Origin of the sequence: Seongchinamella unica (genome assembly GCF_004354085.1) — a bacterium.
GTDB classification, from domain to species: Bacteria; Pseudomonadota; Gammaproteobacteria; order Pseudomonadales; family Halieaceae; genus Halioglobus; species Halioglobus unicus.
Genome location: NZ_SMSE01000004.1, coordinates 256,266 through 270,599, shown reverse-complemented (window position 1 = coordinate 270,599; position 14,334 = coordinate 256,266). Strand labels below are relative to the sequence as shown.

Annotated in this window: 9 protein-coding genes; 5 read left to right on the top strand and 4 right to left on the bottom strand. The window is 62.4% G+C overall.

Annotated elements, in window-relative coordinates; all coding sequences use genetic code 11:
- Nucleotides 1–2: 2 nt before the first annotated feature.
- From E2F43_RS16845 to E2F43_RS16835, 3 genes are all read right to left on the bottom strand, one after another.
- On the bottom strand, nucleotides 3–3,953 hold the full coding sequence (locus tag E2F43_RS16845) for a DUF1631 family protein (protein WP_133214843.1): 3,951 nt from the start codon (nucleotides 3,951–3,953) through the stop codon (nucleotides 3–5).
- Nucleotides 3,954–4,034: 81 nt separating this feature from the next.
- Nucleotides 4,035–6,278, bottom strand: a complete 2,244-nt coding sequence (locus E2F43_RS16840) for a lipopolysaccharide kinase InaA family protein (RefSeq protein WP_133214841.1) — start codon at nucleotides 6,276–6,278, stop codon at nucleotides 4,035–4,037.
- A gap of 66 nt (nucleotides 6,279–6,344) precedes the next feature.
- Entirely contained in the window at nucleotides 6,345–7,145 is an 801-nt protein-coding gene (locus E2F43_RS16835) for an SDR family oxidoreductase (RefSeq protein ID WP_133214839.1), read from the bottom strand.
- A gap of 208 nt (nucleotides 7,146–7,353) precedes the next feature.
- Here E2F43_RS16835 and npdG point away from each other — a divergent pair, with 208 nt between their 5' ends.
- Genes npdG through ung form a run of 5 tightly spaced genes read left to right on the top strand, consistent with a single transcriptional unit; the run spans nucleotide 7,354 to nucleotide 13,698 of the window.
- On the top strand, nucleotides 7,354–8,034 hold the full coding sequence (npdG, locus tag E2F43_RS16830) for an NADPH-dependent F420 reductase (RefSeq protein ID WP_133214837.1): 681 nt from the start codon (nucleotides 7,354–7,356) through the stop codon (nucleotides 8,032–8,034).
- 10 nt (nucleotides 8,035–8,044) lie between these two features.
- Nucleotides 8,045–8,818 carry a coenzyme F420-0:L-glutamate ligase gene (gene cofE, locus E2F43_RS16825; protein WP_133214835.1) on the top strand — a complete coding sequence of 258 codons (774 nt, stop codon included), beginning with the start codon at nucleotides 8,045–8,047 and terminating at the stop codon, nucleotides 8,816–8,818.
- On the top strand, nucleotides 8,818–9,780 hold the full coding sequence (cofD, locus tag E2F43_RS16820) for a 2-phospho-L-lactate transferase (protein ID WP_133214833.1): 963 nt from the start codon (nucleotides 8,818–8,820) through the stop codon (nucleotides 9,778–9,780). Before cofE ends, cofD begins: the two co-directional genes overlap by 1 nt.
- On the top strand, nucleotides 9,777–12,992 hold the full coding sequence (gene cofH / locus E2F43_RS16815) for a 5-amino-6-(D-ribitylamino)uracil--L-tyrosine 4-hydroxyphenyl transferase CofH (RefSeq protein ID WP_238946988.1): 3,216 nt from the start codon (nucleotides 9,777–9,779) through the stop codon (nucleotides 12,990–12,992). The genes cofD and cofH overlap by 4 nt, the downstream gene beginning before the upstream one ends.
- Entirely contained in the window at nucleotides 12,985–13,698 is a 714-nt protein-coding gene (gene ung, locus E2F43_RS16810) for a uracil-DNA glycosylase (RefSeq protein WP_133214831.1), read from the top strand. The genes cofH and ung overlap by 8 nt, the downstream gene beginning before the upstream one ends.
- Here the strand turns inward: ung and E2F43_RS16805 are convergent.
- A complete protein-coding gene (locus E2F43_RS16805; RefSeq protein ID WP_133214829.1) occupies nucleotides 13,684–14,259 on the bottom strand; it encodes a phosphoribosyltransferase in 576 nt (191 codons plus the stop codon). The genes ung and E2F43_RS16805 overlap by 15 nt on opposite strands.
- Between the last annotated feature and the right edge of the window lie 75 nt (nucleotides 14,260–14,334).

Below are 14,334 nucleotides of genomic sequence, written 5' to 3'. Positions count from 1 at the left end.
GTCTACTTGGCCAGAGTCGACAGGTCTTCGGTCACTTCCGCCAGCAGTTTGGGCATCCCTACGCCCCATCCCTGCAGGTAGTCGACGCCGATTTCGTGCAGCTTGTCGATGATCTGGTCGTTTTCCACGGATTCGGCAATGGTCTCCTGGCCGAGGAAGTGGGCCAGGTCGTTGATGGAGCGGGCCATGGCGAAGTCGGCCCGGTTCTTGTGAATGCCGGTGATGAAGGTGCCATCGATTTTTACATAGTCCACGGGCAATTCCCGCAGGTAGTTGTGGCTGGCCAGTCCGGTGCCGAAGTCGTCGATAGAAAATTTACAGCCGATGTTGCGGAACGCGCGGACAAAGTCCGCCGCCTTGACCAGGTTGGAAATAGTGCCGGTCTCGGTGATCTCGAAGCAGATGTGGCTGGTGCCTACCCCGAATTCTGAAATCTGCTCCAGCAGGTAGTCCAGGAAGTCGTTATCGGTCACGCTGCTGCCGGAGAGGTTGATTGCCAGGTTGGGCACTTCCTTTTCTTCATCCATGAGCTGGCTGACCCAGCTGAAGGCTTCCTTGACCACCCAGCGGTCGACCAGGTTCATAAAGCCATAGCGCTCCGCGCTCTGGATAAACTCTTCCGGCGAGCTGATCCCGCCATCATCATTCGACAGGCCCAGCAGCAACTCATAGTGACGCCCGGTGGGCTGTTTGCCGTCAACCGCAACCTGCATGATGGGCTGCGCCCGCAAAACAAAGCGGTCAGTGGCCAGCGCCTGCTCCAGGTCCTGGCGGGTGCGCGTCTTGTCGCTGTTGAAACTGTTGGCCAGGGCCTGGTCCTCCTCGTAGCGCTGGACCCGGTTGCGACCCTGTTCCTTGGCAATCTCCATGGAGGTGCGCGCTGACTCCAGTACCTGGTCCACCGAGGGGCTGTACTCGACAATAGGGGCGACGCCGATTGAAACCGTGAACGACACATTTTCGCCATCGATCTCGATACTGCCGGCCTCGATATCCCGGCGTACCTTCTCTGCCAGTTGCACGGCCTGGTCCAGGCTGCGATCCAGCAGCAGCACCGCGAACTGGTCAGCCTCGATACGGGCGGAAGACGACTTTTTGCCGTGCAACTGGGCCAGCAGGCGGCTGAATTCAAGCAGCACGGCATCCCCGCTGACTTCGTCGTAGATGTCGTTGACCAGGCTGAACTGGTCGATATCGATGTACAGCACGGCATGCTGGGAGTTCTTGAGCTGGGCGTGGCGCAGTGCCCGGCCCATCTGGTCGAGAAATGTTTCCCGGTTGATCAGTTTGGTGAGGCTGTCGTGGTTGCGGGAAAAACTGAGGGTTTTCTGCACATGTTCCAGGGTCTGGTACATGCTCTTGTCAATCACTGAAAGCTTGTCGGCCGGGGCAGGGGGTTGCACGCCTTTACTGAGCTGTCGTGCAAGCTGTACGGCGTTTAAGTCAGCGATTTTCTGGCCGCGTTCGTTGACAAAAATGTAACGGTCTTTTTCCGGGCTGATCCAGGCCAGCTGCATGCGTCTTTTCTGCCCCTGCTTATCCCGGTAGGTGAGCCAGCTGTCTCTTTCCAGCTGTTCCACCCGGCGTACCCAGCGCCGCAGGCGGGGCAGGTCTTCCACCCGGGCGCGCAGGTTTTCTGCCGCTTCGGCATCGTCGGCGCCATCGTGGCTGATCTCGGTGGAATCCACTGCCAGGTTGCCGGCGAGAATAGCGCGTATCTCGGCGAGTACGTCCTGGTGGGTGACATTGGTTGGCAGAGCTGAGGTGATCTGCTGTTCGACCATGTCGATCAGCGTCTCTGACTCCAGGCCCAGTTGCATGACCATGTCGTCATCCAGGTTGCCCGCCTGCTTGTCGTTGAGCCAGCTGGCCAGTTGATCGAGGGTCTTGATGTGGTCTTCCCAGGCGCTGCTCTCGGGGCCTTCCTTGACGTGGGTCAGGACCATCAGGTCGCGCCAGCCTGATTCCACCAGGTCCAGCAGCACCCGCGGCGCCGCCGGAGGGCGGATACGCTCGTTGATAATCCCGGCCACGGCCCGACGCGCCTGTTGCAGTTTCTCCTGCCCCTCCTGGATACGCACCACCCGTTCGATGTTGCGGGACAGGGCCCGTTCCTGCTGTTCAGTCAGCTTTTCGATCTGTTGCAGGGCCCGGTCGAACACGGAACTGTCGGATTCATACTGCTCGACAATGTCGTCAACGACCCTGTTGATGCGGTCTTCCAGTGCCCGGTTGGGAAAATTGGCGCTGGTTGCCAGGCTGGAGAGCTTGTCGACTACGGTGCGTGCGGAGTGCTCCTTGTCGAGGAAAAAACGTGAATCCAGGAGTGCCAGCCGTGCCAGTGGAATCTGCAGGTTGGCCAGGGCCGGTTTGAGCTCTTCAGTGACATCCACCTGGGACTTGATGGTGCCAAACAGGTTGTCCACCAGGTCGAGCTGGTTGAGGCTGTCCGCCGTCAGGCCACTGGTGTCGCGCAGGCTGCCAAGTTGCTCGCGGTGTTCGGCCAAATACTCCCGCAGCGAACTTGCCTCCTGGACCGCAGCGCGCACGGCGTTGTCATGCTGCAGGGTCCTGAGTGCCTGGGCAATGGTATGGGCGTCCGCCAGCGCCTGTTGGTCGATTTGCGAACTGGGTACCGTGGCGCCATCCCAGGTGCCGCTAACCGGCGTGCCGGCCTCGATGTCCGCACCGTCAGCCAGGCCTTCAATCTGGCGGCGGAAGTTAAGTGCATCGACCACCGACTGATAAAGGTTTGCCGGACCGGCGATCGCCCTGGGCATGGCGGGTGATTGTGCGGCTGAAGGAGCTCCGGGTCGGTTTTTGAGTGCTGCCGCGGCATCACTCAGGTATTGCGCGTCCTGTGCCTGCTGCCTGGCGTCGGTGTCGCCCGGCTTGCTGCGGGTGGGTCGGGGCCGACCCTTGCGTTTGAGCAGGCTGCCCTTGGACCTGATCTGCTTCTCGATGTCCGGGTGGATGTCATTGGCCGCCAGGTATTCATTGAGCGGTTGGTAATAGGTGTCCAGCGGCCGAATGACATGTTGCGAAAAATACTCGAACACCACCGGCGCCGCCTCCGGGGAAACCCCCACCGACTCCATCGCCTGCTGGAAGGCCCGGCACAACTGGCGGGCGTGTATGGGCAGGCGCACCGCCAGCGGATCCTGGTCGATGAGGGTCGCCACACGGATCACCAGAGATTCCAGGGCAACCTGGTGGAGTTCCTCCGCCAGGCCGACCATGCGGTCAAGCGCCAGGTGTCCCTCGAATTCGTCCAGGTCGACCAGGCCCAGTTCGTCCGGGTCCTCAATATCCTGTTGCCAGTACTCGTCCTCGCCTTCCTCCGGGACCAGGCGCTGGAAATAATCCTCAATCTTCTCCAGCAGCGCCGCGCAGATGTCCTCCTTGCGCCTGCGAAGCAGGATCGCCGCATCGTAGATCCGGTTGCGGCCGTGCTCGTCCGGTTTGATGCGGCTGGAGAGCGTGCGGATTTCCTCCTGCATCTCGTCCAGCCAGCCCGGTAACAGGCGCGCCAACTGATCGACCGAGTCCTGGTGAAAGTGTTCGAGGATACGGGAGTTGTCGGCGCTGGAACCGGTCAGTGAGGAGTGACCCCGCCGCGGCCTGCCTGGGCTGTGGCCGGTCAGCAGTTGCAGACAGTGCTGCGCCGCCTCGGTGTCCGGTGCAACAGGGGAAAGGCTCAGGATGCCGCCGGTGACGCCGTCAATCCGCACCACCACGGGTGCCAGTTGTTCATTCCGGGGCAGGGAGAGGGTGGCCTGCATGCCCGTTCGCAGACTGACCTTGCCGCCAGCGGCGGTACCTGCCAGCAGTTTGACCTGTGCCAGTTGCAACTTGCCCTCGGCACCGGCATTGAGTTGGCCCGACAGTCTGGCCCCGCTGTCCAGTTCCAGGTTCGCCTGGTGGCTGGAAAGCTCTGGTTGGGGGTTTGACATTACGCTCCTGGAACGAAATGGAAGGGATTTTCGACGAGGAGTATAACCGCTAAGGGGCTACCCTCAAACAGCCCGCATGGGTTAGCGGGCGGCTGGCGGTTTGCGGCGTCGCTTGCCCTTGATGGCTTTTTTCAGGGTCTGCTTGCTGTCGTAGTACCAGAAGGAGATTCGCCACAGGGGTGAGAGCGGTTTGCCGAGGTGGGCCTCGTACTGGCGGATGAACAGCTGGCGGTCCTGCCAGTTCAATTTGTAGGCAATCCGGATCAGGTCCAGCATGCGATGCCTGGTGCGCACTTTGGAGCCGGCCCCGGACCAGATTCTGGCACGACCGATATCTATGGCCATGGGTACCACCTCGCCATCGTCGCGCTGCTGCAACAGCAGATTACCCGATGACAGGTCCCGGTGAATCACCTGTTTGTTGTGCATGTGGCAGACAAAGCCGCTGAGCAGATCGAACCAGGCGACCTTGTCCAGCCCCCGATATCGGGACTCCCCGCGGTTGATGGCGGCGTAGACATCGCGGGCGGAAAAAGCCTCGGGGACAAACTGGCAGAGATACCAGGAGTCGCGAATTCCGGGCTGTTGGTGTGCCTCATAGAATGCCAGCGGCAGCGGGGTGGCCACCCCCTTGCGCAACATCTCGCAGGCGTTATTCCAGTGGCGCCGGCCTTTGCTGGGATAAAAACGGTAGGTGAATCGCTTGATGCCCTTGACCCGGTTCAGTTTCACCGTGACCTGCTCACAGAGACCCCTTGGGTCAGCCACATTCCACAGGCGATTGCGGGCATCACGCAATACCCGGGTTTCCGGCAGTGCTGCCACCGCATCAGGGTGCAGGCGTTCTGTCAGGGCGAGGTCATGCTCGCGGGCATCGGCGCGCAGCATTCTGGCCCCGTACCAGTCGTCATCGCGGTAGCCTGTCGACTGCCATCGGGGGCTGGACAGGTGGACAACGGCCCTGATGTCCTGGGGTTGCAAGTTTTTGCAAGACAGGTCAGCAAGGGGACCCTCCAGGTCGATAAACAGGGGGTGCTCGTTGATCACTACCGGGTTTTCCATGGTCTGCCCACAGGCGTCGCTGTAGTGGGCGTTGTCGAGGATCTCGCCGGGGAGCAGAGCCTCCAGCGGCCAGGTCTGGCCATCGCGGGTCCAGGCCAGCAGGAAATATCGGTCGTCCAGGCTGTGGTACTGGAATACGCTGACGCCTTCCGGATCATGATCGGCATTGATGCAGCGGGCACCCGCCAGGCGTCGCACGGTATTGCTCAGGGCCCCGAAGGCCGGTGTCGGTGCGAAACCCGCTGCCTCGCCGCGGATGCGTTCGTAAAAACTCACCTGGTCCACTACCGGGTAGTCGTCGGCACCATCGTCGATCAGACCGTCCCGGGAGCAGATCAGCGGGCCCCAGTACACCCGACTCAGGGCGCTGCTGGCGGCGGCAAGGGCAAGGTAGCGAACCAGGTAGTCAACCCGCTTCTGTTCCGGCCAGGCCGAGCGCCGTTGCAGGCGTTTGATGGTCCAGCAGGTGTAGGTGCACAGCAGCTCGCTGACCCCGGCATTGCGGCCCAGGGCCTGTAGCAGTCTGGCTTTTTTTACCAGGTTGAGCTTCAGCGGCGCGCGGGCGACCCATCCCAGGACGCGGTGGTCGTAAGCCTCCGGCTCGAGCACCCGCTCGACAAAGAGGTTGTCACTGTGCACCGCTGGAGTCGCCCCCAGCCGCCGTAACAGGCCCAGGTAGGTGGCGTTGTAGAGCGGCTCAAAATCGGACACATTGGGGCCGGCCAGGCGCACGTCGTAGTCCGACGCCACCTGGTGCGCCAGGTCATTGGCCAGCAGGAAACCGCGGGATGAAAACCCCGACCATTTACCCCGGTTGGGCGTGTTGCCTATTTCGAACAGTGCGACCTTGCCGGCATAGTTGCGCAAGGTGTCGTCGACAAAGCGGCGCCATCGTTGTTGTGCGTCGATGTCGTCTGCGAGAATCTGCGCCTGGGCCATCGGTGGCAGCAAGTCCAGCAGCACCTCGACCCCGGCGTCGAGCAGGCGCTGCAAGAGGCGGGCGGCCGGGCCTCCCGGACTGCCGTAGCTGAAGTCCATGCGCACCTGGTTGATGCCCAGCTCAGCAAGGCGCGCGAGGATATAGTCATCGCTGTCCGGCGTGGCTCCCGGGGCGACATTGACACCAAAAAAGTCCCGGGGAATCTCCAGGTTGCAATCGGGCTGGTGGTCAGTTCCCAGCAGGCTGGCGCACTGGGCGATGGCACTCATGAATTCCCGGGCGGCGGCGGGGTAGCCGTAGAGCGGGTGCAGCAGTTTGTTCACGTCAGCGGGTCCATGGTGCGCCGGTAAAGATAGGCGGCGAGTATAACAGGGGCCGGGCCCGGGTTTTTAGTCTTTGGGGTTGGCTGCGTCAAGAAAAGCCGGTTTTTCGCCGCCCCCATGCACCGCAAAGCTGGTGCCACTGACATAGGAGGCCATTGGCGAGGCCAGAAACAGGCAGGCGTCGCCGACGTCTTCTGGAACGGCCATGCGGCCCAGTGGAATGGTTGCTCCCACGGCAGCGATGCCCTCCTCGTCGCCGTAGTGCAGGTGCGCCTGCTCGGTGCGGGTGAGGCCGACAATGACCGCATTGACCCGGACTTTCGGTGCCCACTCCACCGCCAGAGAGGTGCCAAGGTTCACCAGCCCCGCCTTGGCGGCACCATAGGCGGCGGTGCCCGGGGAGGGTCGAATAGTGCTGACGCTGGCGATATTGATGATGCTGCCGCCACTGTCCTGTTGCTGCATCACCCGGTTGGCTACCTGGCTGAAGTTAAGCGGCGCGATCAGGTTGAGCTGGATAATGGACTCGGAAAAGCGCGGCGAGGCGGTGGCGGCATCGGCATGGGGGGCGCCGCCGGCATTGTTGACCAGCACGTCGAGTCGACCCAACTGCTTCACGACATACTCGACACAGGCTTCCACCTGCTCGAACTTGCGCACGTCACAGGGGGTGAACAGGGCCTGCCTGGCGCCGACGGTCGGCAGGGATTCCGGTTCGGAGCGACCGCAGATCACCACGTCAGCGCCGGCGGCCAGGAAACGTTCGCTGATGCCGCGGCCGATGCCCTTGCCACCGCCGGTGACCAGCACCACTTTGCCGTGAAAGTCCAGGGGGTTATCCGCTGCCGAATTGTCGGTGGTGTTCATATAGTTTGACTCCCTTGCTTACGCGGTCCCGGATACTTGTGATCGAAAGGTGATTTCCATAAGATGCCAGCGGCGCCGCCAATCCTATCTGAACAAAAGGGGGCTGGGAACTGAGCGGACTGCGCCTTCTCTGCGTACAACAGACTAAGCGGAGTTGGTAGTAATTGCTGTACTCCTTTCTCTAAAGCCCCCAATCAGGACATACATTATGACGACAGAGACACTTCCCACACTGGCAATTCTCGGCGGCACCGGCGATCTCGGTACCGGTTTGGCGCGGCGTTGGGCCCAGGCGGGCTATGAGGTGATTATCGGTTCCCGCACCCAGGAGAAAGCGGAGGCCGCAGTGGCCGACCTGCGCGAGGTGATGGCCGAACGTGGCGTCGCCGAAATCAGCGTGCAGGCGATGGAGAACCTGGCGGCGGCGGAAGCGGCTGACATTGTGGCCCTGACTGTGCCCTTCAGCCACCAGGCGAGTACGCTGGAACTGGTAAAACCAGCGCTGGCGGGCAAGATACTCATCGACGTTACCGTCCCTCTGGTACCACCCAAGGTCGCCAGGGTGCAGTTGCCGGAAGGCGGCAGTGCCGGCCAGATCGCCCAGGATCTGCTCGGCGAGGATGTGTCCGTGGTGTCTGCGTTTCAGAATGTTGCCGCCGCCCACCTGCAGGAAGGCAGCGGGCTGGATTGCGATGTGCTGGTCTGCGGCAACAAGAAAGCGGCCAGGGAAGAAGTGATCAAGCTGGTTGAGGCAGCTGGCATGCGCGGTTTCCACGCGGGAATGATCAACAACGCGGCCGCTGCCGAGGCGCTTACGTCAGTGCTGATCGTCATCAATAAGCAGTACAACTGTCATGCCGGTATTCGCATAACCGGTCTCGAAGCGTAGCAGGTACCCCTTGGCCGCTGCGGCCCGCATCGAACTCATCGCACTGGCAGGATTTCCCCGGGTTGAACCGGGGGACGATCTCGGCCAGCTGGTTGCAGGGTCGCTCGCCGACAATGCCCTGGCACTGCAATCGGGTGATGTGCTGGTGCTGGCCCAGAAAATCGTTTCCAAAGCCGAGGATTGTTACGTCGAGCTCGCTGATATCGAGCCTTCTCCTGAGGCCCTGGAACTGGCTGCCAGGGCCGACAAGGACCCCCGGCAGGCAGAGCTGATCCTGCGCGAGAGTCGCGAGGTCCTGCGGGTGCGCCCGGGGGTAATCATCGTCGAGCACCGCAACGGCTACGTGCATGCCAATGCCGGTATCGACAAATCCAACATTGAGATCGACCCGGATAATCCCCGGGTGCTGCTGTTGCCGGAAAATCCCGACGCCTCGGCGCAACGCCTGCGTCTGGACCTGGAGCGGCGTACCGGTGTTGCGCCCCAGGTCATCATCAATGACAGTGCCGGACGCGCCTGGCGCAACGGCACCGTCGGCATCGCCATTGGCACGGCAGGCCTGGAGCCCCTGTTTAACCAGGTCGGCGAAAAGGACATGTTCGGCAATGTGCTGGAAGTGACAGAGCCCGCCGTGGCCGATGAATTGGCCGCGGCAGCTTCGCTGGTCATGGGGCAGGCCGCTGAGGCATGCCCGGTGGTACTGGTGAGGGGAGCGACGCTGCAACCCGCCGATACCGGTTCAGGCAGCCTGTTGCGGGATCGCAGTATGGACCTGTTCCGCTAATGCCGGCAGAAAATACACGGGTATTGGCGCTGACTGGCGGGGTGGGTGGCGCCAAGCTCTGTCTGGGGCTGGACCGGCTGTTGCCGCCGGGTACGCTGCAGATCCTGGTGAACACGGGCGATGACTTTGAGCACCTGGGGCTGCATATCAGTCCCGACCTGGACACACTGCTGTACACCCTCGCCGGACGCGCCAACCCGGCGATGGGCTGGGGCCTGGAGGGGGAGACCTGGAATGCCATGGGCGCGCTGGAACAGTTGGGGGGCAGCACCTGGTTCAGGCTGGGTGACAAGGACATTGCCACCCACCTGTTTCGCACCGCTCGCTTGGCTGCGGGCGATGACCTGGCGGCGGTGACCGCCGACCTGGCGCGGCGTATGGCCATTTCGAGCGTCGTTCATCCCATGTCATGCCAGGCTGTGCGCACCACCGTGCACAGCGATGAGGGGGATTTGCCGTTCCAGCATTACTTTGTACGCCGGCGCTGTGAGCCGCGGGTCCACGGCTTCAGTTTCGAGGGCATCGAAGACGCCGCGCCCAACCCGGCGGTGATGGAACTGCTGGCGAAAAATCACTTCAGTCAGGTGGTGGTCTGCCCCTCCAATCCGTTTGTCAGTATCGACCCCATACTCAAGTTGCGCGGTCTCTGGAAGGCCCTGCGTGATTGCGATGCGCCGGTCGTCATGGTGTCGCCCATCGTCGCCGGGCTGGCGATCAAGGGACCGGCGGCCAAAATGATGGCTGAATTGCGGGTGCCGGTCACCGCGCTGGGGGTTGCCCGGCACTACGCGGAACACTATCCCGGGCTGGTAGACTATTTCCTCATAGACGAGAGTGACGCTACACTGGCCGACGATATCAATCGACTGGGACTCAAGGCGCGCGTGGCGCCCACCATCATGAACACCCTGGAACAAAAGATCGAGCTGGCCAGGCTTTGCCTGGCTCTGGAGCTGCGGTGAGCGCTACACATGCCCTGATTCCCCTGAAGTCACTGGCTCAGGCCAAAAGCCGACTGGCCGCCGTGCTGACGCCGGACCAGCGTTCAGCCCTGGTCGAGGCCATGGTCCGAGACGTGCTTGCTGTACTCAGTGAACACTCGTTGATCGACACTGTCACGCTGGTATCCGATGATCCGGATGCCCGGCGCATCGCCGCTGACTTCGGTGCATCGTTTATTGCCGAAAGCCAACTGGACGCCGGCGGACAGGTATCGAGCCGGGGTTTGAATCCGGTCATCTCGGCGGCGGTCAGCCGGCTGATTACCGGTGGAGCCAGGCGCCTGTTGGTGCTGCACGGCGATATTCCCGCGCTGCAGGCAAGTGAACTGACCGAGGCCCTGGAACTGCAGGCGACGCGAAACGGGCTGGTGATTGGTACCGACCGGCAGCGGCAGGGTACCAACCTGCTGGTGTTCGGCGCCGAGAACTGCCCGCACTTCAGCTTCGGCCCCGGAAGCCGTGCCGCCCACCAGCAGTGGGCCGAACGATCGCGACACAGCGTGCAGGTGCTGGAGCGGCCCGGCATCGCACTGGATGTCGATGACGTGGAGGACCTGCAATGCCTGCTGGCGGGCAGCCGCGGAGGGCGTCACACCGAGGCCTATCTTGCCAGTTCCGGGCTGGCCCGCGCGCTGGCCGGGAAATCGGAGGACGCCTGGGAGCGCTTGAAAAACAAGCTCCTGGCGGGGTACAGCCCCAGTGATGCGGAAGCCCTGTCGTTGTCCACCTTCACTGATACCGCGGCCCTGGCGGACGTGGCGGGCGCCCAGCGTGATTGCGGTCATGGCAATGTGTTGACCTACTCGCGCAAGGTATTCATCCCGCTGACTCACCTGTGCCGGGACGTCTGCCATTACTGCACCTTTGCCCAGACCCCGAAAAACATCGACCAACCCTATATGCCGGTGGAGCAGGTGCTGGAACTGTGTCGTCATGGCGCAGCCATGGGCTGTCAGGAAGCCCTGTTCACACTCGGTGAAAAACCCGAGCTGCGCTACAGCACCGCGCGTAAGGCTTTGGCGGAGATGGGTTATAGCTCCACCCTGGAATACCTGCGCGATGTCGCCAGTCGGGTACTGGCAGAAACCGGGCTGTTGCCCCATATCAATGCCGGTTGCATGACCGCGGAGGAAATCGCCTCGCTGAGACCGGTGAGTGCGTCCATGGGTATCATGCTGGAGTCCGCCTCCCGGCGACTCTGTGAAAAGGGCATGCCCCATTACGGTTCGCCGGACAAGGATCCGGCAGTGCGGCTCGAAACCCTGGAGCTGGCAGGGCAGGCCAGCGTACCCTTTACCTCGGGCATTCTTATCGGCATCGGGGAAACCCGCCGCGAGCGTATTGAATCCCTGCTGGCACTGCGTGCGGTGCATCAGCGCCATGGTCACCTGCAGGAGGTGATTGTGCAGAATTTCCGCGCCAAGCCGAACACGCTCATGGCCCGCGCGCCGGAACCCGACCTGCAGGAACTGCTGTGGACGATCGCCGTGGCGCGGCTGGTGTTCGGACCGCAGATGAATATCCAGGCGCCGCCAAACCTGAGCCCGGGAGTATTGCCCCAGTTGGTAGCCGCTGGCATCAACGACTGGGGTGGTGTGTCGCCGTTGACCCCAGATCACGTGAATCCTGAGGCGCCCTGGCCACACCTGGACAACCTCGCCCGGGAAACGGCTGCTGCCGGCAAATTTCTCGACCAGCGCCTGACGATATACCCGGCTTATGTGCGCCGGGCCGCTGAGTGGCTCGATCCTGCACTACTGCCGGCGGTGCTCAATCACAGCGACGCCATGGGCTATGCCCGCCGAGATGAGTGGGTTCCCGGCGAAGAGCGACCGGTGCCGGTGGTGGAAGCGGCGCTTCTCGCCAGCCCTGTTCAGAACCAGGCGGTCGATCCCGAGCTGCGCCGGATCGTCGATCGCTGCCGGGCAAAGGCTGCACTTGACCTCGCCGATGTGAGCCGGCTGTTCGAGAGCCGTGGCGCCGATTTTGCCTATCTGGTGCGTGCCGCGGACGAACTGCGGCAGGAGGTGGTGGGCGATCCCGTCAGCTACGTGGTCAACCGCAACATCAACTACACCAATGTCTGTTACTTCAAGTGCCAGTTCTGCGCCTTTTCCAAAGGCAAGGCCAGTGAGAACCTGCGCGGCAGGCCCTACGATATCAGCGGCGAGGAAATCGCCCGCCGCTGCGTCGAGGCCTGGGAGCGGGGCGCCACGGAGGTATGCATGCAGGGAGGCATACACCCCGACTATACCGGCCAGACCTACCTGGACATACTGGCCACGGTGAGGGCGGCGACCCCCGAAATGCATATTCACGCCTTTTCCCCGCTGGAAGTCTGGCAGGGAGCCCATACCCTGGGGGTGAGTGTCCGGGAGTTCCTGCTGCAGTTGCAGCAGGCCGGTCTCAACACGCTGCCCGGAACGGCGGCCGAGGTCCTCCATGATGAGGTGAGGGCCACGCTGTGCCCGGACAAGCTGAACAGCCAGCAGTGGCTGGAGGTGATGGAGGCCGCTCACGGCATCGGCCTGCGCACCACCGCCACGATCATGTATGGCCATATCGAGACCCCGGCACACTGGGCGCATCACCTGCTGGCGCTGCGTGACCTGCAACAGCGTACCGGCGGATTCACCGAGTTTGTGCCATTGCCCTTCGTGCACATGGAAGCGCCCATGTATCTGCGGGGCAGGGCCCGGCGCGGTCCCACCTTCAGGGAAGCGCTGTTAATGCACGCTGTTGCCCGGCTGGTGTTCAACGGTCTCATCGACAATATCCAGGCCTCCTGGGTCAAGATGGGCGAGCAGGGCGTGGCAGCCTGCCTCGCAGCTGGCTGTAATGACCTGGGCGGAACCCTGATGAATGAGAGCATCACCCGGGCAGCGGGGTCGGACCACGGCCAGGAATGGGCCCCGGCAAAAATGGAGGCGCAGATTCGCGCCGCCGGACGCGTGTCGCGCATGCGCAACACCCTTTATGGCGAGGTCTGTGGTTCCCGCCGGTTGGCCGCATTCAATGCGCTGCCACTCGTCGCAACTGAAAATGCCACTGCCACGAAGTCCGCAAGCAGCAAGCTAATCGCCACGCTGCAGCTTGACGGCAGGGATTCAAGTCCGCCGGCGCCGTCAGCGGCAGCGGGCGACCAGGTTTTTCTGCTGGCGGCCAGTGACTGAGCGGGCGGTCAAGCTGGAGCCGAGCTGGCTGGAGCCATTGGCACCCGAGTTCGAGCAGCCTTACATGGAGCAGCTGCGGGCGTTTCTCCGGGCTGAAAAAGCCGCAGGCAAGCAAATATTTCCCGCCGGTGGGGAAATATTCAATGCCTTCGAACACACCCCGCTGGACGCGGTGAAGGTGGTTATTCTCGGCCAGGACCCCTACCACGGCGAGGGTCAGGCGCACGGTCTCTGCTTCTCCGTGCGACCCGGCACCAGGGTGCCGCCCTCGCTGCAGAATATCTACAAGGAAATCAACGCCGAGCTGGGATTGCCCATACCGGCCCACGGTCATCTCACGTATTGGGCGGACCAGGGGGTGTTGTTGCTCAACAGCGTACTGTCGGTGGAGTGTGCGCGGGCGGCATCTCACCAGGGCAAGGGCTGGGAAATTTTTACCGACCGGGTGATTGAGGTCATCAACAGCCGGCGCGAGGGTGTGGTGTTCATGCTGTGGGGGAGTTACGCCCAGCGCAAAGGCGCAATTATTGACAGTGAGCGCCACTGCGTACTCCAGGCCCCGCACCCCTCGCCGCTCAGTGCCCACCGTGGCTTTTTCGGTTGCGGCCACTTCAAGGCAGCCAACGAATACCTGCAGGCAAGGGGGCAGACCCCCATAGACTGGTCCCTGCCCGAGCTGCCTCGAACCGACTCAGCCCGGGTGTAACCGTGCCAGTCGCTGGCGAAGTTTGCCAAGGCCGGGTTTTTCCTCCAGCACCTCGACTGCCGACAGGCCTTCCAGCTCGTGGGGGAACACCAGCCACTGGTCTGACTCGTGCAGGTAGAAATCCGGCACCAGAGGGGTCTTGTTGTTGGCAGGCTTGAAGTAGGGTGTGGCAATTTTGAACACCGGGGTATTGCGTCGGCATTTTTTTTCCAGGTCCAGGATGACCTGGTGGATACTGCGCCCCGAGTCAAACACATCATCGACGATCAGCACCTTGTCTTCCGCATTCACGTGCTCGATCAGGTAGTGCAGGCCGTGCACGATAACGGAATCGCTGGTTTGCTCAATGCCGGTGTAGTGGGACGTGCGAATGGCAATATGGTCGGTGTGCAGGCCGCCGTACTTGAGCAGTTCCTGGATGGCGATGCCCACCGGGGCGCCGCCGCGCCAGACGCCGACAATGTAGTCCGGCTTGAAGCCGCTTTCCAGGACCATCAGCCCCAGCTCGTAGGAATCCAGCAACAGCTGGTTGGCGTCGATATAGGTTTTCTGGACACTCATGACAGACCCGACCCGGTGCGAAGGTGACGATTGTATTACACAGCGGGCGTCACGGGCACTGTCGATTCAAGGCAG

Excerpts from the sequence above, each read along its gene's own strand:
- E2F43_RS16805 (WP_133214829.1), bottom strand. The coding sequence starts at position 14,259 with ATGAGTGTCCAGAAAACCTATATCGACGCCAACCAGCTGTTGCTGGAT.
- npdG (WP_133214837.1), top strand. The coding sequence starts at position 7,354 with ATGACGACAGAGACACTTCCCACACTGGCAATTCTCGGCGGCACCGGC.
- E2F43_RS16845 (WP_133214843.1), bottom strand. The coding sequence starts at position 3,953 with ATGTCAAACCCCCAACCAGAGCTTTCCAGCCACCAGGCGAACCTGGAA.
- cofD (WP_133214833.1), top strand. The coding sequence starts at position 8,818 with ATGCCGGCAGAAAATACACGGGTATTGGCGCTGACTGGCGGGGTGGGT.
- E2F43_RS16835 (WP_133214839.1), bottom strand. The coding sequence starts at position 7,145 with ATGAACACCACCGACAATTCGGCAGCGGATAACCCCCTGGACTTTCAC.